The organism is Enterobacter cloacae subsp. cloacae ATCC 13047, from assembly GCF_000025565.1.
GTDB lineage: Bacteria > Pseudomonadota > Gammaproteobacteria > Enterobacterales > Enterobacteriaceae > Enterobacter > Enterobacter cloacae.
This window is the reverse complement of record NC_014121.1, coordinates 2,603,127-2,621,312: the sequence shown is the minus strand read 5'-3', so window position 1 is coordinate 2,621,312 and position 18,186 is coordinate 2,603,127. Positions and strand designations below refer to the sequence as shown.

Below are 18,186 nucleotides of genomic sequence, written 5' to 3'. Positions count from 1 at the left end.
AAACCAGCAGAAAAAACTGATAATGGCGGCGGGGGAGGCCCCGCCGCAGGGAATATTATGCCCCAGGTTCGAGCATGCCGCTCGCGCTGCGCTTCTGGCTGAATTGCCACCACAGCGCAAGGAGCGTCATAAAGCCGACCACGCCGAGCATGACCCAGGGCAGTTCCGGCTGGCTTAGGGCTTTTCCGGCATCGAACAGCCAGCCGCCGCCGGCGTAACCCAATGCACCGCCAAAGGCCAGCCCCAGGCGGCTGAACCCCATATAGCTGCCGCGAGCGCGCGCGTCGGCAAGCGAGGCGCTCAGCGTTTCACGAGCCGGTTCGGCAATAATGGAGCCGATATAGAAGGTGCAAATCAGCGTAAACAGTTGCTGGAGCGAGTTCACCAGCCCGATGGGCATCATGCTGAGCGTCATCAATAACAGCCCGGCCATCAGGCGATGCTCCAGGCGAAAACGCCGTTCGCTCCAGCGGGCGATCGGGTAGAGCAGGGTCAGAGAGAGGCAGGCTTCTATGGCGTACATCCATTTTACGGCGGCCGGGGTGCCCGCAATGTCGTTTACCATGATCGGCAGCATCAGCATGACCTGAACGGCCAGCATGTAATACCCCGTCAGGGTCAGCACGTACGTAACAAAGCGTTTGTCTCGCAGCACGCGGCCAAGACCTTCGCGTACCGGGGCTTTGACCGTTGACAGTTTCCATGCCGGCAGAAACAGGGCATTAAAGAGCGCACACAGAATAAAGAGCAGCGCACCCGCCGCGCAGACCAGACGAAAGTCGTACTGCAACAGCCAGCTTCCCAGCAGGGCGCCAATCACCGCCCCGGCGCTGTCCTGCATCATCAAAATTGAGAAGAAGCGTCCCCGGTACTGCGGACGAATGAGTTTAACCACCAGCGTGGTGCGCGGCGGGTCAAACAGGGTGCCGCCGATACCGGAGAGGAAGCAGGAAAACCACAGCAGCCACGGCTCCTGGGCAATTGCCATGGTGGCGAAGCCTGCCGCGCGTAGCAGCATGCCCGTCACGATCATCGGTTTGGCACCAAAGCGGTCAGCGATGGCGCCACCAAACACGCCCAGACCCTGCTGGACAAACTGGCGTAACCCGAGCGCGATACCGACCATCAGTGCCGCCCAGCCCATTTGATCGACAAAGCGGATCGAGATGAGGGGAAACACAACAAAAAAGCCGAGCACGACCAGCATGTTATCGACTAGCAGGAAATATTTACCCAGGCTCCTGGCCTGTGATACGCGGGACATTTTCCCTCCAGGGAAAACAGGATGGTGAGCACGCTAACATTCTGCGGTGTCGCCACGTTTTTTCCCACCCCCGCGCGTGACAATATTTTTTTATCAAAAGAGCGCTTTGATAGAGAGTTCTCATCGAAAAATGTGAAAAGAGGTCAAAATGGTATGTCACTGTTTTCACAGACGGCACAGGCGCAGGTATAGTAAAGCTAATGGGTAAGCAGAAGTGACGGGAAGGAGTGGTATCGATGTTTGGCTATCGCAGTAATGTGCCAAAAGTGCGTCTGACAACGGACAGGCTGGTTGTTCGTCTGGTGCACGAGCGTGATGCCTGGCGTCTGGCGGATTATTACGCCGAGAATCGCCAGTTTTTAAAACCCTGGGAACCCGTTCGGGATGAGAGCCATTGCTACCCTTCCGGCTGGCAGGCGCGCCTCAGCATGATTGCAGAATTCCACAAGCAGGGAAGCGCGTTCTATTTCGCGCTGCTGGATCCGGAGGAAAAAGAGATCATCGGCATTGCCAACTTTTCCAACGTGGTGCGCGGATCGTTTCACGCCTGCTACCTCGGCTACTCCATCGGCCAGAAATGGCAAGGGCAGGGGCTGATGTATGAAGCGCTAACGGTGGCGATCCGTTATATGCAGCGCACGCAACATATCCATCGCATTATGGCGAACTACATGCCACACAATCAGCGCAGCGGTAATTTGCTCGCGCGGTTGGGGTTTGAGAAAGAGGGGTATGCTAAAGATTATCTGCTGATAGACGGAGAGTGGCGCGACCACGTACTGACAGCATTAACCACCCGGGACTGGACGGCAGGCCGCTAAGGAGAAGAGATGAAATATCAGTTAAGCGCAACAGAAGCGCGTGTGATTGGCTGCCTGCTGGAAAAACAGGTCACCACGCCGGAACAGTATCCGCTCTCCGTCAATGCCGTGACGATGGCGTGTAACCAGAAAACCAACCGTGAGCCGGTGATGAATCTCGGCGAACATGAGGTGCAGGATATTCTCGATGAACTGGTTAAACGCCATTACCTGCGCACGGTCAGCGGTTTCGGTAACCGCGTGACCAAGTACGAGCAGCGGTTTTGCAATTCTGAGTTCGGCGATCTGAAGCTGAGTGCCGCCGAGGTGGCGGTGATCACCACGCTGTTACTGCGCGGCGCGCAAACACCCGGTGAACTGCGCACCCGGGCCTCCCGCATGCATGAGTTCGCCGATATGCAGGAGGTTGAGCAGACCCTGGATGGGCTTGCCACCCGCGAGGATGGCCCTTACGTGGTACGTCTGGCGCGTGAGCCGGGGAAACGTGAAAGCCGCTATATGCACCTGTTTAGCGGTGAGGTTGATACGTCAACGGTGTTAGCAGATTCGGCTGCCCCCGCCGCGCATGACAGCCTCGCAGCACGCGTAGAGGCGCTGGAGGAAGAGGTGGCCGGGCTGAAACAACGCCTGGATGCATTGCTGGCACATTTAGGAGACTGACGGTGAAAAAATTACGCGTTGGCGTGGTAGGGCTGGGCGGTATTGCGCAAAAGGCCTGGCTGCCTGTTCTGGGGGCCGCGACGGACTGGACGCTGCAAGGGGCGTGGTCACCTACCCGCGAGAAGGCCGAGCGGATCTGCGAAACCTGGCGCATGCCGTATGCGGCATCGCTTCAGGATCTGGCGCGCGACTGCGATGCGGTCTTTGTGCACACCTCTACCGCCACCCATTATCAGGTAGTCAGCGAATTACTGAATGCCGGGGTCCACGTTTGTGTGGATAAACCCCTGGCGGAAAACATTCAGGATGCCGAACGGCTGATTGAACTCGCTGCACGCAAAAAATTGACGCTGATGGTGGGCTTCAATCGCCGTTTTGCGCCGCTTTACCAGCAGTTGAAGGCCCGGTCTGGTGGGCTCGCGTCCCTGAGAATGGACAAGCATCGTACCGACAGCGTCGGACCGAACGATCTGCGCTTTACCCTTCTGGATGATTACCTGCACGTGGTAGATACGGCGCTCTGGCTAACCAACGGGCAAGCCCAGCTTAAAAGCGGCACCCTGTTGACCAACGATCAGGGCCAGATGGTTTACGCTGAGCACCATTTTGCTCTTGAGCATCTGCAGGTCACCACCAGCATGCATCGCCGGGCCGGCAGTCAGCGGGAGTCTGTGCAGGCGGTCACGGATGGTGCCCTGTATGACATTACCGACATGCGCGAATGGCGCGAAGAGAAAGGCAGCGGCGTGGTCACGCTACCGGCGCCTGGCTGGCAAAGCACCCTCGAGCAGCGCGGCTTTGACGGATGCGCCCGCCACTTTATCACCTGTGTGCAAAATCAGACGGTTCCGGAAACATCCGGTGAGCAGGCCATCATGGCACAACGCATTGTTGAGCGGCTCTGGCGAGAGGCCATGAGCGAATAATTCTCTGTAACATCTGCCGATAGTAATTCCCTTAAATCCGGGTAGACTAAGCGCCGTTTGTTGGTTTCAATGGGTGGCGCTTTCGCTTACCCGTCCTGGAAATCCGTAGGGTTGTGGGAATTCTCATTAATGAACTTATTAAAATCGCTGGCGGCAGTCAGCTCGATGACCATGTTTTCCCGCGTGCTGGGTTTTGCGCGCGATGCGATTGTGGCAAGAGTATTTGGTGCAGGGATGGCAACGGACGCCTTTTTCGTCGCGTTCAAATTGCCGAATTTATTGCGTCGCATTTTTGCCGAGGGGGCATTTTCCCAGGCATTCGTTCCTATCCTGGCGGAATATAAAAGCAAGCAGGGTGAAGACGCCACGCGCGTGTTTGTCGCTTACGTTTCAGGCCTCCTGACGCTGGCCCTGGCGATCGTAACGGTACTCGGGATGCTGGCTGCGCCCTGGGTGATTATGGTGACGGCACCCGGCTTTGCGGACTCGGCAGATAAATTTGCCCTGACCACTCAACTGCTGCGTATTACCTTTCCTTATATCCTGCTGATCTCCCTGGCCTCGCTGGTGGGGGCAATCCTCAATACCTGGAACCGTTTTTCCGTTCCGGCCTTTGCGCCAACTTTCCTTAACATCAGCATGATTGGCTTTGCGCTATTCGCCGCGCCCCATTTCAACCCGCCGGTGCTGGCGCTGGCCTGGGCGGTGACGGCAGGTGGCGTGCTGCAACTGGCGTATCAGCTGCCGCATCTGAAGAAAATCGGCATGCTGGTTCTGCCGCGAATTAATTTCCGTGACGCCGGTGCGATGCGCGTGATTAAGCAGATGGGGCCTGCCATTCTCGGGGTTTCGGTTAGCCAGATCTCGCTTATCATCAACACTATCTTCGCCTCTTTCCTCAAATCCGGTTCCGTTTCGTGGATGTACTACGCGGACCGTTTGATGGAGTTTCCCTCCGGGGTGTTGGGGGTGGCGCTGGGGACCATTCTCCTGCCGTCGCTGTCGAAAAGTTTTGCCAGCGGAAACCATGACGAATATTGCCGTCTGATGGACTGGGGGCTGCGTCTCTGCTTCCTGCTGGCGCTGCCGAGTGCGGTAGCGCTGGGGATCCTCGCGCAGCCGCTGACCGTTTCCCTGTTCCAGTACGGCAAATTCACCGCTTTTGACGCGTCAATGACGCAGCAGGCGCTGATTGCCTATTCGGTGGGGCTGATGGGGCTGATCGTCGTTAAAGTGCTGGCACCAGGGTTCTACTCGCGCCAGGACATCAAAACGCCGGTGAAAATTGCCATTGTGACGCTGATTATGACTCAGCTGATGAACCTGGCCTTTATTGGCCCGCTGAAGCACGCCGGTCTGGCCTTGTCTATTGGTCTTGCGGCCTGTCTCAACGCCGGGCTGTTGTACTGGCAGTTGCGTAAGCAGGATATCTTCACGCCGCAACCGGGCTGGAAAAGCTTCTTTGTGCGTCTGATCGTTGCGGTGCTGGTTATGGCTGCGGCGTTGCTTGGCATGCTGCATGTCATGCCGGAATGGTCGCAGGGCACCATGCTTTACCGTCTGATGCGGCTGATGGCCGTTGTGGGTGTTGGGGTTGTGGCCTACTTTGCGACGCTCGCGGTGCTGGGCTTCAAAGTGAAAGAGTTTGCCCGCCGTACAGCATAAACGCCAAAAGGGGAGTTCACCTTAGGGTGCTCCCCGCTGCCTGATTTGTCGCCTGGGCTTCAAATCGAAATCTTTTTCCCGCCCGTGACACGTGCCGTTGATGTTTGACCATCCGCACCGTACAGCCCGGGCTCTTTATGCGGCTTTAACACCTCAAGCGCTTGCTGATTACGCTCAATCTGGCCTTCCAGCAGCCAGCCGTTGTGCTGATTGAGATGGCGCAGATGCTGGGTTTTTTCTGTAATGGTCTGCCAGCGTTCTACAATATCGTCATTCGCACTGCGCTTAGGATCTTGCTCAGCGCGACGCTGTTGTTCCAGATAATCCAGCGTCGCCAGAAGCGAACTTTTATCTTCCGTAATACGCTGCAACGCGCTGCCGTTGATCTGACCGGAAGAGAGGTGCTGTTGCTCCGCGTCCATGACCGTTTTCAGGTCGTTCAGGACAACCGTCATTTGATCCAGTATTTCTGACAGTCGACTCATACGGTTAGTTACTCTGTAAGAAACTCTGTGCTTCCTGAATCAGGGCGTCAGCAATTTTGCTGGTATCCATCTTCAGCTCACCATTACGAATAGCCGTTTTCAGCGCTTCCACGCGTTCCATATTGATATCGCTGCTGCCTGGCTGCATCAGTTTTGCCTGAGCATCGCTCAGGGTGACGCTGGTGCTGTTGGACGTTGACGGTTTTTCCACACGCGTTTTCTGCGGCGTGGCGTCATTCGTTTCGCGAGGCTGTACAGCGCTTACCGGCTTCAGGGCTGATGTACGATCAATGCTCATAGTGTTGTCCTCATCGAGGGTTCGCGGCGTTGGCGCCTGACATCATCATTAGTTGATTATTTATCGGCAGTCGCAGCGATTTCTTTAAAAAGATTATAGGTTAATCAGAATATTCCCATCAGAATCGACGGTTCCGCTAACCACCTGGCCTGAGGACATCCTGACGCGGGCATTTTGCGCCACCGCGGCATTGTTTAATGCCTTCCCTTCACTGTTTATCTGAAAACCATCGCCGTTGGCCACCACCATCACCTGCTGACCCGCTTTAACCCGCCATGCCTGACGCAGCATGGAGAGCTGTATCGGCTGGCCTGGCGCGACATCACGCAGGCTGACGGCATCCTGTGCCTGGTTAATGTCAAGCATGGTGCGCGGCGGAAGCTGATCCAGACGACCGCGTTTCAGAGTCACGCTGCTGGCGTGCAACATGCTGCCGCGAGCAATGGGAACGGCGGCCACAACATAATTGCCCGTCGCCTGTACCGCAACCTGTAAATAGCGTTTTTCACCCGGACAGCGCGCCAGCACGTTCACGTTCCCCCACAGTTTTGTGGTGCCCGTTACGCTGAACGACGGCTGCTCACAGGAGGGATAGAGATTAGGTGGCGTGCGCACGGTGACGTTGACTTCATCGCTAAAGCCCGCCAGTTGCTGAGCAAAGAAAGCCGTCAGTTGATCCTGTACTTCAGCCTGTACCAGGGGGCTGAAAAGCAGGGCCGTAGCCACCAGGCCGCGTTTTAACGTTTGCATCGCACATTCCACCGTTACCCGAATTGAGAGGATTCTACCTGCAGTGGTTTTGCATCAACGGAATAAATAGCGACGCATTTTGCGCTTATTCCGTCGATAGGGGGGACGGGGTGAGATTTAAGCTGTGAACTGAAATTTTGCCATCAGCGGAGGAGACATGCTCGATAAACTCGACGCCGCGTTACGTTTTCAGCAGGAAGCGCTCAATTTACGCGCCCAGCGGCAGGAGATTTTAGCCGCTAATATTGCCAACGCCGATACGCCAGGGTATCAGGCGCGCGATATTGATTTTTCCAGTGAGCTTAAAAAAGTGATGGAGCGTGGACGTGCAGAAGGGAGCGGTGTCGCGCTCGCTCTGACCTCCTCACGCCATATTCCTGCTCAGGCGATGACGGCGCCCACGACCGATTTACTTTATCGCATTCCCGACCAGCCTTCACTCGACGGTAACACCGTGGATATGGACCGGGAGCGTACGCAGTTTGCCGATAACAGCCTGAAATACCAGATGGGCCTGACCGTACTCGGCGGACAGATCAAAGGCATGATGAACGTCCTGCAGGGGGGCAACGGATAAATGGCCTTGCTGAATATTTTCGATATCGCCGGCTCGGCGTTAACCGCGCAGTCCAAGCGCCTGAACGTGGCTGCCAGTAACCTGGCGAACGCCGACAGCGTGACCGGACCTGACGGACAGCCTTATCGTGCAAAGCAGGTAGTGTTCCAGGTGGATGCTGCACCAGGCGCGGCGACGGGCGGGGTGAAAGTCTCTGACGTGGTGGAAAGCCAGGCACCGGACAAGCTGGTGTATGAGCCCGGCAACCCGCTGGCGGATGCGAACGGCTACGTGAAAATGCCAAACGTGGATGTGGTGGGGGAGATGGTGAACTCCATGTCCGCCTCACGTAGCTACCAGGCAAACGTCGAAGTGCTTAATACCGTGAAGAGCATGATGCTCAAAACCCTCACTCTCGGCCAGTAAAGGAGACATGCATGTCCATCGCCGTTAATGTGAATGATCCAACGAACTCGGGCGTCAGTGGCGCCAAAAGTTCGACGGGTTCCAGCTCCCTGACGGGAAGTAACGCCTCCGATCTGCAAAGCAGCTTTCTGACGCTGCTGGTGGCACAGCTGAAGAACCAGGATCCCACCAACCCCATGCAGAACAACGAACTGACCACGCAGCTTGCGCAAATCAGTACCGTCAGCGGCATTGAGAAACTCAATACCACCCTCGGCTCTGTTTCCGGGCAAATTGATAACAGCCAGTCCCTGCAGGCTGCGAGCCTGATTGGTCACGGGGTGATGATCCCGGGCACCACGATCCTGGCGGGCACCAGCACCACCGAAGGCAATACGACCACCACCACCACGCCGTTTGGCGTTGAGCTGCAGCAGGCGGCCGACAAAGTCACCGCGACGATCACCGACGCTACCGGCGCCGTGGTTCGCACGATTGATATCGGCGAACTGAAGGCGGGCGTTCATACCTTTACCTGGGATGGCAGCCTGGCCGACGGCACCAAAGCGCCAAACGGTTCTTACAAAGTGGCAATCAGTGCCAGCAATGGCTCTACCCAGCTGGTGGCTCAGCCGCTGCAGTTTGCGCTGGTCCAGGGCGTCATTAAAGGTAGCGATGGCAACAAACTGGATTTGGGTACTTCTGGTACCACCACACTCGACGAAGTTCGGCAGATTATCTAAGCCTTAACACTTATCAGGAGTAAGTCATGGCCTTTTCTCAAGCGGTCAGCGGCCTGAATGCTGCGGCCACCAACCTGGACGTCATTGGCAACAACATCGCCAACTCCGCGACCTATGGTTTTAAATCCGGTTCTGCTTCATTTGCAGATATGTTTGCCGGTTCCAAAGTGGGTCTGGGCGTAAAAGTTGCAGGCATTACCCAGGACTTTACCGACGGCACCACCACCAATACCGGTCGTGGCCTGGACGTTGCCATCAGCCAGAACGGTTTCTTCCGTATGGTCGATGCTAACGGCTCGGTGTTCTACAGCCGGAACGGCCAGTTCAAGCTGGACGAAAACCGTAACCTGGTGAACATGCAGGGGATGCAATTAACCGGTTATCCGGTTGCCGGGACGCCATCAACGGTTCAGACCGGTGCGAACCCACAGCCTATTAATATCCCGACCACGCTGATGGCCGCGAAGGCCACCACCACGGCTTCCCAGCAGATTAACCTCAACTCCACCGATACCGCACCGACCACCGCCTTTGATCCGGCCAACCCGGATACTTACAACAAAAAAGGTACGGTAACCGTCTTTGACAGCCAGGGTAATGCGCACAACATGAACCTGTTTTACGTTAAAGATGCGACCCCGGCTAACTCCTGGAAAGTGTATGCCCAGGACGGTAGCGTGGCAGGCAGCACGGCCTCTCTCGCCACGACGCTGACCTTCAACAACAACGGTACGCTGATCGGCGGTGGCAACATCAACCTGACTACCGCGACCATTCCTGGTGCCACACCTGCGACCTTCGCCATGAGTTTTGCGAACTCCATGCAGCAGAACACCGGTGCGAACAATATCGTCGGAACCAGCCAGAATGGTTTTAAACCGGGCGACCTGGTGAGCTACCAGATCAACGACGACGGCACCGTGGTCGGTAACTACTCCAACGAACAGACCCAGGTTCTGGGCCAGATCGTGCTGGCAAACTTCGCCAACAACGAAGGTCTGAAGTCTGAAGGTGACAACGTCTGGTCTGCCACGCAGTCCTCCGGCGTCGCGCTGCTGGGTACCGCGGGTTCCGGTAACTTCGGTACGCTGACCAACGGTGCGCTGGAAGCGTCTAACGTTGACCTGAGTAAAGAGCTGGTGAACATGATTGTCGCGCAACGTAACTATCAGTCGAACGCGCAGACCATCAAGACCCAGGATCAGATCCTCAACACGCTGGTTAACCTGCGTTAAGCGGCTAACAGGAAAGCGCAATGGATCACGCAATATATACCGCGATGGGCGCGGCAAGTCAGACGCTCAATCAGCAGGCCGTTACCGCCAGCAACCTGGCGAACGCCTCTACGCCGGGGTTCCGCGCACAGCTCAATGCGCTGCGTGCGGTGCCGGTAGAAGGGTTGTCCCTGCCGACGCGTACGCTGGTGACCGCCTCCACGCCGGGTGCAGACATGACGCCAGGGCAGATGGATTACACCGCCCGCCCGCTGGACGTTGCTCTGCAGCAGGACGGCTGGCTGGCCGTGCAAACGGCAGACGGCGGCGAAGGCTATACCCGCAACGGTAATATCCAGGTCAGTGCCACAGGCCAGTTGACGATTCAGGGGCACCCGGTAATGGGTGAAGCGGGTCCGTTGACGGTGCCGGAAGGCTCAGAGCTGACCATCGCCGCAGACGGTACCATCTCCGCCTTGAACCCGGGCGACCCGGCCAATACCGTTGCGCCCGTCGGGCGTCTGAAGCTGGTCAAAGCGGATGGCAAAGAGGTGCAGCGTGGTGATGACGGTATGTTCCGTCTGACCCAGGCGGCTCAGGCCACCCGTGGCGCCACGCTTCAGGCCGACCCGACCATTCGCGTGATGTCCGGTGTTCTGGAAGGCAGCAACGTCAAGCCGGTCGAAGCCATGACCGACATGATCGCCAGCGCCCGTCGTTTTGAAATGCAGATGAAGATTATCAGCAGCGTTGATGAAAACGCGGGCAAAGCTAACCAACTTCTGGCTATGAGTTAACAGGACTCCCTATGATCAGTTCTTTATGGATCGCGAAAACTGGCCTGGACGCGCAGCAAACCAATATGGATGTGATTGCCAACAACCTGGCAAACGTCAGCACCAATGGTTTCAAGCGTCAGCGTGCCGTTTTCGAAGATTTGCTTTACCAAACCATTCGTCAGCCGGGTGCACAGTCCTCTGAGCAAACCACGCTGCCGTCAGGTTTGCAGATCGGTACCGGTGTTCGTCCGGTCGCCACCGAGCGTCTGCACAGCCAGGGCAACCTGTCTCAGACCAACAACAGCAAAGACGTCGCCATTAAAGGCCAGGGTTTCTTCCAGGTGCAGTTGCCTGACGGGACCTCTGCCTATACCCGTGACGGCTCGTTCCAGGTCGATCAGAACGGCCAGCTGGTCACGGCCGGTGGTTTCCAGGTTCAGCCTGCTATCACGATCCCGGCGAATGCCCTGAGCATCACCATCGGGCGTGACGGCGTGGTGAGCGTCACCCAGCAGGGACAGGCCGCGCCTGTTCAGGTGGGGCAGCTCAACCTGACCACCTTCATGAACGATACCGGTCTGGAAAGCATTGGCGAGAACCTCTACACCGAAACGCAATCCTCCGGTACGCCGAATGAGAGCACCCCGGGGCTGAACGGGGCAGGGCTGCTGTATCAGGGTTATGTGGAAACCTCGAACGTGAACGTGGCGGAAGAGCTGGTGAATATGATCCAGGTCCAGCGCGCGTATGAAATTAACAGTAAAGCAGTGTCGACGACCGACCAGATGCTGCAGAAACTGACGCAACTCTAAGGTGCAGCCCGGTGCGGTGAACGCCGCACCGGCTCCCTGTTTTCGAAGATGAAGGCAATGCAAAAAAACGCGGCGTTTCGTTATCCGATTCTGACTGTTCTGGCCGTCACCCTTAGCGGATGTGCCTGGATCCCGTCTAAACCATTGGTCCAGGGTGCGACGACCGCCCAACCCGTTCCTGGCCCTGCGCCAGTGGTGAACGGCTCCATTTTCCAGACCGCGCAGCCGATCAACTATGGTTATCAGCCGCTGTTTGAAGACCGTCGCCCGCGTAACGTCGGCGATACCCTGACCATTGTGCTGCAGGAGAACGTCAGCGCGAGCAAGAGCTCGTCGGCGAATGCCAGCCGCGATGGCAAAACCAATTTTGGCTTCGATACCGTACCGCGCTATCTGCAGGGACTCTTCGGTAATGCACGTGCGGATGTTGAGGCGTCTGGCGGCAATACCTTTAACGGTAAAGGTGGCGCGAACGCCAGCAATACCTTCAGCGGCACGCTGACGGTAACGGTTGACCAGGTGCTGGTTAACGGCAATTTACATGTGGTGGGTGAAAAACAGATCGCCATTAACCAGGGCACTGAATTCATTCGCTTCTCCGGTGTGGTTAACCCTCGCACCATCAGCGGCACCAACACCGTTCCGTCCACCCAGGTGGCGGATGCGCGCATTGAGTACGTCGGTAACGGCTATATCAACGAAGCGCAAAATATGGGCTGGCTGCAGCGCTTCTTCCTTAATTTATCGCCGATGTAAGCGAGGTGACCCATGTTTAAATCGATCTTCGCCGTGGCGCTGATGCTGGTGGCAACATTTGCCCAGGCTGACCGCATTCGCGATCTCACCAGCGTTCAGGGCGTGCGTGAAAACTCCCTCATTGGCTATGGTCTGGTGGTTGGCCTGGATGGCACGGGTGACCAGACCACCCAGACGCCATTCACCACCCAGAGCTTGAACAACATGCTGTCCCAGCTCGGTATCACCGTACCGGCGGGCACCAACATGCAGTTGAAAAACGTGGCGGCGGTAATGGTAACCGCTTCCTACCCGGCGTTTGCGCGTCAGGGGCAGACCATCGATGTGGTGGTTTCCTCCATGGGTAACGCCAAAAGCCTGCGCGGCGGTACGCTGCTGATGACTCCGCTGAAAGGGGTGGATAGCCAGGTTTATGCCCTGGCGCAGGGTAACATTCTGGTGGGCGGCGCGGGGGCCTCTGCAGGCGGCAGCAGCGTGCAGGTCAACCAGCTGAACGGCGGGCGTATCACTAACGGTGCAATCATTGAGCGTGAACTGCCGACCCAGTTCGGCGCGGGGAATACCATCAACCTGCAGCTGAACAACGAAGATTTCACCATGGCGCAGCAGATCGCCGACACCATCAACCGCAGCCGCGGCTATGGCAGTGCGACGGCGCTGGACGCCCGTACCGTGCAGATCCGCACCTCAACGGGCGGCAGCAACCAGGTGCGCATGCTGGCCGATATCCAGAACATGGAAGTGAATGTCCCTGTTCAGGATGCCAAAGTGATCATCAACTCCCGTACCGGTTCGGTGGTGATGAACCGTGAAGTGTCGCTGGACAGTTGCGCCGTGGCGCAGGGTAACCTCTCGGTAACGGTCAACCGCTCCGCCAACGTCAGCCAGCCGGATACCCCGTTTGGTGGTGGGCAGACGGTGGTAACGCCGCAAACCCAGATCGATTTGCGTCAGAGCGGGGGCTCGCTGCAGAGCGTACGCTCCAGTGCCAACCTCAACAGCGTGGTGCGTGCCCTGAATGCCCTGGGGGCAACGCCGATGGATCTGATGTCTATTCTGCAATCCATGCAAAGTGCGGGCTGTCTGCGCGCCAAACTGGAAATCATCTGATGCTGACCGATAGCAAACTGTTGACCAGCGCGGCCTGGGATGCCCAGTCGCTTAACGAACTGAAAACCCAGGCAGGCAAAGACCCGGCGGCGAATATCCGCCCGGTCGCCCGCCAGGTGGAGGGGATGTTTGTACAGATGATGCTGAAGAGCATGCGTGAAACCCTGCCTAAAGACGGCATGTTCAGCAGTGATTCAACGCGCCTGTATACCAGCATGTATGACCAACAGATTGCTCAGCAGATGACCGCCGGTAAAGGGCTCGGTCTGGCTGACATGATAGTCAAACAGACCGAAGCCGCGCAGGGGATCCAGCCGAAGGATGAGCCGCAGCAGGTGCCGATGAAGTTCGACCTGCAAACGGTGACCAGCTATCAGAACCAGGCGCTGAAGCAAATGGTGCGTAAAGCGATACCGAAGGCGACGGTGAGCAGCGATGAGCCGCTCTCCGGCGACAGCAAAGACTTCCTGGCACAGCTTTCGCTGCCGGCCCGTCTTGCCAGTGAACAGAGTGGGGTACCACATCACCTGATTCTGGCCCAGGCCGCGCTGGAATCGGGCTGGGGTCAGCGCCAGATCCGTAAAGAAAACGGCGAGCCGAGCTTCAACATCTTTGGCGTGAAGGCGAATGCCAGCTGGAAGGGGCCGACAACGGAGATCACCACCACCGAATATGAAAACGGAGCGGCGGTGAAGATCAAAGCAAAATTCCGCGTTTACAGCTCTTATCTGGAAGCGTTGTCCGATTATGTAGGCCTGTTGAGCCGCAACCCGCGTTATGCCGCCGTTACGCAGGCGGCTACGCCTGAGCAGGGTGCGCAGGCCCTGCAAAATGCGGGCTATGCCACCGACCCGAACTATGCGCGTAAGCTCACCAGCATGATTCAGCAGCTTAAATCGATGGGCGAGAAAGTCAGCAAAGCCTATAGCACAGATATCGAAAATCTGTTCTGAAACTTCTCAAGTCCCGGTGGAGGCTGCCGATAACTTTCATCAGGACTCGTGTCTGAACGAATAAAAGGAACCTCCATGTCCAGTTTGATTAACAGCGCCATGAGTGGCCTCAGTGCTGCTCAGGCGGCACTCAATACCGTCAGTAATAACATTTCAAGCTATAACGTGGCAGGTTACACCCGCCAGACGACCGTGCTGGGTGCGTCTAACAGCACGCTGACCGGCGGTGGCTGGGTGGGCAACGGGGTGTATGTGTCTGGTGTGCAGCGTGAATATGATGCTTTCATCACCAACCAACTGCGCGCCGCGCAAACGCAGAGTAGCGGTCTGACGACGCGCTATCAGCAGATGTCAAAAATTGACGATGTGCTCTCTGATTCCACCAACTCACTTTCGACGACGCTTCAGGATTTCTTTAAAAGCCTGCAAACGCTGGTGAGCAACGCGGAAGACCCGGCCGCAAGACAGACGGTGCTGGGAAAAGCGGATGGTCTGGTCAATCAGTTTAAAACGAACGACCAGTATCTTCGCGATCAGGATTCTCAGGTTAATACCGCCATCGCTTCAAGCGTTGAGCAGATCAACAACTACGCAAAACAGATTGCGAATCTGAACGATCAGATTTCCCGTCTTACCGGCGTAGGGGCCGGTTCATCGCCAAATGACCTGCTGGATCAGCGCGATCAGCTGGTGAGTGAGCTGAACCAAATTGTGGGTGTTGAAGTGGCTGTTCAGGACGGTGGCACCTATAACGTCTCCTTTGGAAACGGTTACAGCCTGGTGCAGGGGAGCAAAGCAAACCAGTTAGCTGCGGTGAAATCCAGCGCCGATCCGACCCGGACGACTATCGCCTACAGCGATGAGGTGTCCGGCAACGTCGAAATTCCCGAGAAAATGGTCACCACCGGTTCGCTGGGGGGCTTGTTTACGTTCCGCTCAGAAGATCTGGATAAAGCGCGTAACAACCTCAACCAGCTGGCACTGGCCTTTGCGGACGCGATGAATAAGCAGCATGAAGCCGGGTTTGATGCCAATGGCGATGCCGGTGGCAAGCTGTTCGACTTTGGTTCGCCAGCCGTGGTAACCAACAGTCGCAATACCGGTACGGCCGCAATGACGGCCACTGTGGCAGACAGCACCAAAGTGCAGGCCACCGATTATAAGCTGCAGTTTAACGGCACCGACTGGACTATCACCCGTTCGGATAAAACCAGCTTCACCATGGCCCCGGACGCAAGTGGCAATCTCTCCTTTGATGGCCTGAGCGTCAACGTGACCGGTAGCGCGAACGCCAAAGACAGTTTCATCGTCAAGCCTGTTTCTGATGTCATCGTCAATATGGAGCTCAAGTTCAAAGATGAGTCCAAACTGGCTATGGCATCCGCAAGCAACGGCGGCGAGAGCGACAACCGCAATGGCCAAAAACTGCTCGATCTGCAAAACAGTAAGGTTGTTGGCGGCAATAAGACTTTCAACGATGCCTATGCTTCCCTTGTCAGTACGGTCGGCAGCTCAACCGCCGCGCTGAAAACCAGCAGCGAAACGAAAGCGAATGTGGCGACGCAACTGACTAAGCAGCAGCAGTCCATCTCTGGGGTAAACCTCGACGAAGAGTATGGCAACCTGCAGCGCTATCAGCAGTATTACCTTGCCAATGCGCAGGTTTTACAAACTGCCAGCACGCTTTTTGATGCAATTATCAATATTCGCTAAGGCTGAGGTGAAAAATGCGTATTAGCACCCAGATGATGTACGACCAGAACATGCGGGGAATCACCGATTCCCAGAGTAAGTGGCTGAGCTACGGTGAACAAATGTCCACCGGTAAGCGTGTTAACCGTCCGTCGGACGATCCTATTGCGGCGTCGCAGGCGGTTGTGTTGTCACAATCTCAATCCCAGAATAGCCAGTTTGCCCTGGCGAGAACATTCGCCACGCAAAAAGTCTCTCTGGAAGATAACGTGCTGAGCCAGGTTAACGCGGCAATTACCAGTGCGAAAGAGAAACTCGTTAACGCAGGAAATGGCACGTTAAGTGATGACGATCGTCTGTCACTGGCGAGTGACTTGCAGGGTATCCGCGATCAGCTGATGAACCTGGCAAACTCAGCGGATGGTAATGGTCGGTATATTTTTGCTGGCTATAAGACCGAAGCGCCACCGTTTGATTCCGTTACCGGTGATTACAACGGGGGAACTCAGGCCATCTCTCAGCAGGTTGATACCGCCCGTAATATGGTGATTAGCCACACTGGTCAGCAGATCTTCGAAAGTATTACCAGTAACGCCAAAGAACTGCCTGGCGGCGGTTATGGCGAGACGAATATGTTCAAGATCCTCGACTCGGCGATTTCCGCGCTCAAGGTTCCTGTTGATAACGACTCTGCGGCGGCGGAAGTGCAGAACAAAGCGATTTCTGATGCACAGATCGGCATCACCAATACCCAGAACAATGTCCTTACCGTCGTGGCGGATGTGGGTACCAAGATGAACGAACTGGAAAAACTCGATAACCTGGGCGATGACCGTGCGCTGGGGCAGACTCAGCAGATGAGCGATTTGGTCGATGTTGACTGGAACAGTGCCATTTCTTCTTACATTATGCAGCAGGCTGCCTTGCAGGCGTCCTATAAAGCGTTTAGCGATATGCAGGGTATGTCGCTGTTCCAGTTGAACAAATAACATCTTTACCTCTTAGAACATGTCTTGAAACTGGGCATGTTTTGACTGCCCAATCCGTCTGGATTGGGCATTTTTTTTAGGCGATGTCTGCCTGCACGGCGCTGACGCGAGCGCTCTCAATCAGGCGAATGACCAGCGCAATGACGCCGCATACCGTCGCAAGCGCGACCACCCCGGTCCATCCCGCCAGCGTATAGATATTACTGCCCAGCGCAGAGCCCAGTGCCATGCCGATGAAGATTACCGTAAAGAGCAGGGCGTTCAGGCGTCCACGGGCCTGCGGCTCAAGGCTATACACCAGATTCTGATGCGCCACCAGGCTTGACTGCAGACCCAGATCGAACCCGACGGCGGAGAGGGCAATCAGGATGAGCTGTCCATGAAGGCCCAGCGCGGGCATCAGGAACATCAGGGCAAATGAGACGGTCACGAGAAGCGCACCGAGTTGCGTGACTTTTCCGGCGCCCAGCTTATCGGCCAGACCTCCCGCCAGAGGGGCGGCTAACGCACCTGCAGCACCCGCAATACCAAATCCCCCCGCGACCGCACTTCCTAAGTGATAACGTTCCAGCAGCATCACTGCCAGCGTGGACCAGAAGGCGCTAAAGGCAATCGACAGAAAACCCTGAGCCAGCGCCGCGCGGCGCAGAGCCGGATAACGACGCCACAGGTGTTCCATAGAACGCAGCAGCGCCGGATAGCTCAGGGTGGAGTGGATGGCAAACCGCGGGAGTACGGCCCACATCACAACGCCGATAAACGCAATGCTTGCGGCGGCCAGCTGGTACATGACGCGCCAGCCAAAAGCTTCACCCACCACGCCGCTGACGGTTCGGGAGAGCAGAATACCCAGCAACAGGCCGGTCATCACCGTACCGACGGTTTTCCCCTGTTTGCCTTCCGGTGCAAGGATTGCCGCGGCAGGGACGATATCCTGCGCCATGGTGGCGGCCATGCCAATAAGCAGACTTGCCAGCAGCAGGGAGTGGATCTGTCCGGTCAGGCTACAGCCAAGCAGAAATAGCGCCAGGGCTGCACTTTTTATCAGGATCAGTGTTCTGCGGTCGTGGCGGTCGCCGAGCGGCAGCAGGAACAGGATTCCCAGAGCATATCCTGCCTGGGTAAGCGTCGGGACCATGCCCATTCCTTCAATACTCAGATGCAGGTCAGCGCCCATCAGCGGCAGCAGAGGCTGAGCATAATAGATGGATGCCACACTGAAGCCCGCACCGAGCGCCAGCATTAAGATGACCCAGCGGCTTACGGCATGGGCGGCGGATGTTGTGTTCATAAGATGTTCCTCATTCA

20 protein-coding genes are annotated in these 18,186 nt (G+C 56.6%); 15 read left to right on the top strand and 5 right to left on the bottom strand.

Translation table 11 applies throughout. From position 1 onward, the window contains the following. Positions 1 to 55: 55 nt before the first annotated feature. A complete protein-coding gene (mdtH, locus tag ECL_RS12620; protein WP_013097148.1) occupies positions 56 to 1,264 on the bottom strand; it encodes a multidrug efflux MFS transporter MdtH in 1,209 nt (402 codons plus the stop codon). 236 nt (positions 1,265 to 1,500) lie between these two features. On the opposite strand from mdtH, the gene rimJ reads away from it, so the two are divergent. The 4 genes from rimJ (at position 1,501) to murJ (ending at position 5,336) form a co-directional block, all read left to right on the top strand. After that, the gene (gene rimJ, locus ECL_RS12615) at positions 1,501 to 2,085 is read left to right on the top strand and encodes a ribosomal protein S5-alanine N-acetyltransferase (RefSeq protein WP_013097146.1); all 585 of its coding nucleotides are present in this window, start codon (positions 1,501 to 1,503) and stop codon (positions 2,083 to 2,085) included. 9 nt (positions 2,086 to 2,094) lie between these two features. Then, positions 2,095 to 2,745 (top strand): YceH family protein, encoded by a 651-nt coding sequence (locus ECL_RS12610; protein WP_013097145.1) that lies wholly within the window; start codon positions 2,095 to 2,097, stop codon positions 2,743 to 2,745. 2 nt (positions 2,746 to 2,747) lie between these two features. Then, the gene (locus ECL_RS12605) at positions 2,748 to 3,671 is read left to right on the top strand and encodes a Gfo/Idh/MocA family protein (RefSeq protein ID WP_013097144.1); all 924 of its coding nucleotides are present in this window, start codon (positions 2,748 to 2,750) and stop codon (positions 3,669 to 3,671) included. 129 nt (positions 3,672 to 3,800) lie between these two features. Continuing rightward, positions 3,801 to 5,336 (top strand): murein biosynthesis integral membrane protein MurJ, encoded by a 1,536-nt coding sequence (gene murJ, locus ECL_RS12600; RefSeq protein ID WP_023620179.1) that lies wholly within the window; start codon positions 3,801 to 3,803, stop codon positions 5,334 to 5,336. A gap of 59 nt (positions 5,337 to 5,395) precedes the next feature. On the opposite strand, the gene flgN is transcribed toward murJ, so the two are convergent. The 3 genes from flgN to flgA all read right to left on the bottom strand — a co-directional run bounded on the left by flgN (position 5,396) and on the right by flgA (position 6,869). Beyond that, entirely contained in the window at positions 5,396 to 5,821 is a 426-nt protein-coding gene (gene flgN, locus ECL_RS12595) for a flagella biosynthesis chaperone FlgN (protein WP_028027944.1), read from the bottom strand. Between the two features lie 4 nt (positions 5,822 to 5,825). Further along, complete coding sequence (flgM, locus tag ECL_RS12590; protein ID WP_013097141.1) at positions 5,826 to 6,119, bottom strand: flagellar biosynthesis anti-sigma factor FlgM; 294 nt, start codon at positions 6,117 to 6,119, stop codon at positions 5,826 to 5,828. A 93-nt stretch (positions 6,120 to 6,212) separates the two neighbouring features. After that, complete coding sequence (gene flgA / locus ECL_RS12585) at positions 6,213 to 6,869, bottom strand: flagellar basal body P-ring formation chaperone FlgA (protein ID WP_013097140.1); 657 nt, start codon at positions 6,867 to 6,869, stop codon at positions 6,213 to 6,215. Between the two features lie 157 nt (positions 6,870 to 7,026). Between flgA and flgB the strand changes: the two genes are divergently transcribed. The 11 genes from flgB (at position 7,027) to flgL (ending at position 16,878) form a co-directional block, all read left to right on the top strand. Then, the gene (gene flgB, locus ECL_RS12580) at positions 7,027 to 7,446 is read left to right on the top strand and encodes a flagellar basal body rod protein FlgB (protein WP_013097139.1); all 420 of its coding nucleotides are present in this window, start codon (positions 7,027 to 7,029) and stop codon (positions 7,444 to 7,446) included. Then, entirely contained in the window at positions 7,447 to 7,851 is a 405-nt protein-coding gene (gene flgC, locus ECL_RS12575; protein WP_013097138.1) for a flagellar basal body rod protein FlgC, read from the top strand. It abuts the gene before it with no gap. A gap of 11 nt (positions 7,852 to 7,862) precedes the next feature. Further along, positions 7,863 to 8,573 (top strand): flagellar hook assembly protein FlgD, encoded by a 711-nt coding sequence (gene flgD / locus ECL_RS12570; RefSeq protein WP_013097137.1) that lies wholly within the window; start codon positions 7,863 to 7,865, stop codon positions 8,571 to 8,573. Positions 8,574 to 8,599: 26 nt separating this feature from the next. Beyond that, positions 8,600 to 9,808: a flagellar hook protein FlgE gene (flgE, locus tag ECL_RS12565; RefSeq protein ID WP_013097136.1), complete on the top strand. Its 1,209-nt coding sequence runs from the start codon at positions 8,600 to 8,602 to the stop codon at positions 9,806 to 9,808. Positions 9,809 to 9,828: 20 nt separating this feature from the next. Beyond that, complete coding sequence (locus ECL_RS12560; RefSeq protein WP_013097135.1) at positions 9,829 to 10,584, top strand: flagellar basal body rod protein FlgF; 756 nt, start codon at positions 9,829 to 9,831, stop codon at positions 10,582 to 10,584. 11 nt (positions 10,585 to 10,595) lie between these two features. After that, entirely contained in the window at positions 10,596 to 11,378 is a 783-nt protein-coding gene (gene flgG / locus ECL_RS12555; protein ID WP_008500810.1) for a flagellar basal-body rod protein FlgG, read from the top strand. Positions 11,379 to 11,435: 57 nt separating this feature from the next. After that, complete coding sequence (gene flgH, locus ECL_RS12550) at positions 11,436 to 12,134, top strand: flagellar basal body L-ring protein FlgH (protein WP_003857987.1); 699 nt, start codon at positions 11,436 to 11,438, stop codon at positions 12,132 to 12,134. 12 nt (positions 12,135 to 12,146) lie between these two features. Continuing rightward, positions 12,147 to 13,244 carry a flagellar basal body P-ring protein FlgI gene (locus ECL_RS12545; protein WP_013097134.1) on the top strand — a complete coding sequence of 366 codons (1,098 nt, stop codon included), beginning with the start codon at positions 12,147 to 12,149 and terminating at the stop codon, positions 13,242 to 13,244. Beyond that, on the top strand, positions 13,244 to 14,197 hold the full coding sequence (flgJ, locus tag ECL_RS12540) for a flagellar assembly peptidoglycan hydrolase FlgJ (protein WP_013097133.1): 954 nt from the start codon (positions 13,244 to 13,246) through the stop codon (positions 14,195 to 14,197). Before ECL_RS12545 ends, flgJ begins: the two co-directional genes overlap by 1 nt. Positions 14,198 to 14,272: 75 nt before the next feature. Continuing rightward, positions 14,273 to 15,910, top strand: a complete 1,638-nt coding sequence (gene flgK, locus ECL_RS12535) for a flagellar hook-associated protein FlgK (RefSeq protein WP_013097132.1) — start codon at positions 14,273 to 14,275, stop codon at positions 15,908 to 15,910. 14 nt (positions 15,911 to 15,924) lie between these two features. After that, positions 15,925 to 16,878 (top strand): flagellar hook-associated protein FlgL, encoded by a 954-nt coding sequence (gene flgL / locus ECL_RS12530; RefSeq protein ID WP_013097131.1) that lies wholly within the window; start codon positions 15,925 to 15,927, stop codon positions 16,876 to 16,878. A 76-nt stretch (positions 16,879 to 16,954) separates the two neighbouring features. On the opposite strand, the gene ECL_RS12525 is transcribed toward flgL, so the two are convergent. After that, positions 16,955 to 18,169 carry an MFS transporter gene (locus ECL_RS12525; RefSeq protein WP_013097130.1) on the bottom strand — a complete coding sequence of 405 codons (1,215 nt, stop codon included), beginning with the start codon at positions 18,167 to 18,169 and terminating at the stop codon, positions 16,955 to 16,957. Positions 18,170 to 18,186 lie beyond the last annotated feature (17 nt).

Coding starts and splice junctions, on each gene's coding strand:
- mdtH (WP_013097148.1), bottom strand. CDS start 1,264: ATGTCCCGCGTATCACAGGCCAGGAGCCTGGGTAAATATTTCCTGCTA.
- rimJ (WP_013097146.1), top strand. CDS start 1,501: ATGTTTGGCTATCGCAGTAATGTGCCAAAAGTGCGTCTGACAACGGAC.
- ECL_RS12610 (WP_013097145.1), top strand. CDS start 2,095: ATGAAATATCAGTTAAGCGCAACAGAAGCGCGTGTGATTGGCTGCCTG.
- murJ (WP_023620179.1), top strand. CDS start 3,801: ATGAACTTATTAAAATCGCTGGCGGCAGTCAGCTCGATGACCATGTTT.
- flgN (WP_028027944.1), bottom strand. CDS start 5,821: ATGAGTCGACTGTCAGAAATACTGGATCAAATGACGGTTGTCCTGAAC.
- flgM (WP_013097141.1), bottom strand. CDS start 6,119: ATGAGCATTGATCGTACATCAGCCCTGAAGCCGGTAAGCGCTGTACAG.
- flgA (WP_013097140.1), bottom strand. CDS start 6,869: ATGCAAACGTTAAAACGCGGCCTGGTGGCTACGGCCCTGCTTTTCAGC.
- flgB (WP_013097139.1), top strand. CDS start 7,027: ATGCTCGATAAACTCGACGCCGCGTTACGTTTTCAGCAGGAAGCGCTC.
- flgC (WP_013097138.1), top strand. CDS start 7,447: ATGGCCTTGCTGAATATTTTCGATATCGCCGGCTCGGCGTTAACCGCG.
- flgD (WP_013097137.1), top strand. CDS start 7,863: ATGTCCATCGCCGTTAATGTGAATGATCCAACGAACTCGGGCGTCAGT.
- flgE (WP_013097136.1), top strand. CDS start 8,600: ATGGCCTTTTCTCAAGCGGTCAGCGGCCTGAATGCTGCGGCCACCAAC.
- ECL_RS12560 (WP_013097135.1), top strand. CDS start 9,829: ATGGATCACGCAATATATACCGCGATGGGCGCGGCAAGTCAGACGCTC.
- flgG (WP_008500810.1), top strand. CDS start 10,596: ATGATCAGTTCTTTATGGATCGCGAAAACTGGCCTGGACGCGCAGCAA.
- flgH (WP_003857987.1), top strand. CDS start 11,436: ATGCAAAAAAACGCGGCGTTTCGTTATCCGATTCTGACTGTTCTGGCC.
- ECL_RS12545 (WP_013097134.1), top strand. CDS start 12,147: ATGTTTAAATCGATCTTCGCCGTGGCGCTGATGCTGGTGGCAACATTT.
- flgJ (WP_013097133.1), top strand. CDS start 13,244: ATGCTGACCGATAGCAAACTGTTGACCAGCGCGGCCTGGGATGCCCAG.
- flgK (WP_013097132.1), top strand. CDS start 14,273: ATGTCCAGTTTGATTAACAGCGCCATGAGTGGCCTCAGTGCTGCTCAG.
- flgL (WP_013097131.1), top strand. CDS start 15,925: ATGCGTATTAGCACCCAGATGATGTACGACCAGAACATGCGGGGAATC.
- ECL_RS12525 (WP_013097130.1), bottom strand. CDS start 18,169: ATGAACACAACATCCGCCGCCCATGCCGTAAGCCGCTGGGTCATCTTA.